This window comes from Rahnella sp. CJA17(1/100), assembly GCF_963881615.1.
Taxonomy (GTDB): Bacteria; Pseudomonadota; Gammaproteobacteria; order Enterobacterales; family Enterobacteriaceae; genus Rahnella; species Rahnella aceris.
This window is the reverse complement of sequence record NZ_CAWOJA010000042.1, coordinates 1-1,003: the sequence shown is the minus strand read 5'-3', so window position 1 is coordinate 1,003 and position 1,003 is coordinate 1. Positions and strand designations below refer to the sequence as shown.

Below are 1,003 nucleotides of genomic sequence, written 5' to 3'. Positions count from 1 at the left end.
GTCTGAGCTGGCTGTAATAACCAATGATGTAATTTGTTATTGATCTATTTGCTTCGCTAAAATTAGCGTATCCACAGTTCGGTACCCATTCTGATTTCAGGCTGCGAAAAAATCGTTCCATTGGGCTGCTGTCCCAGCAGTTTCCACGGCGACTCATGCTTTGCTTTATACGATAACGCCACAGTAACCGTCTGAATTCCCTGCTGGTATAGTGACTTCCCTGGTCAGAATGATACATAACGTCAGCCGGTTTCCCCCTGGCTTCCCAGGCCATCGTTAATGCTTTTCCTGTCAGACCTGAGTCCGGAGAAAACGACATCGCCCAGCCTATTGGCTTGCGGGAAAATAAATCCAGAACAACCGCCAGATAAGCCCAGCGTTTGCCCGTCCAGATGTAGGTCACGTCGCCGCACCAGGTCTGATTAGGTTCCGTTACTGCAAACTGGCGATCCAGATGATTAGGGATATCCACATGCTCTTTTGTGGCTTTTTTGTAGCGATGATCCGGTTGCTGGCAACTAACAATATTCAGCTCTTTCATTATCTTACTGGCCCGCCAGCGACTCAACGGAACACCTTTTGCGCTGACCATATCGGCAATGCTCCGGGCCCCCGCAGAGCCATTACTGGCATGATAAACTTCACGAACCAGGCTTAGTATAATGATGTGTTTTGCATCAGGTTTCTGCGGTCGGCTTAGCCAGTACCGATAGCTACTGCGATGGATCCCGAACACATTGCAAATAAAGGCAACAGGAAACCGCGTCCTGAGTTTCTCAACTAACGAGAATTGTTCAGGGAGTCTGACATCAAGAGCGCGGTAGCCTTTTTTAATATATCGTTTTCCATTTCAACACGTTGCAGTCGTTTTTCTAATTCACGAATGCGAAGTTGCTCAGGCGTCATCGGAGAGGCCTTTGGGGATTTCCCTGCGCGTTCTTCTTTAAGCTGGCGAACCCATTTATCCATCGTGGATTTACCGACATTCATTGCCGTTGCAGCG

1 pseudogene is annotated in these 1,003 nt (G+C 48.4%); it reads right to left on the bottom strand.

The annotated features are described in order from the left end of the window. Positions 1–1,003, bottom strand: a pseudogene (locus tag AACU55_RS16790) (IS3 family transposase); the annotation flags it as partial.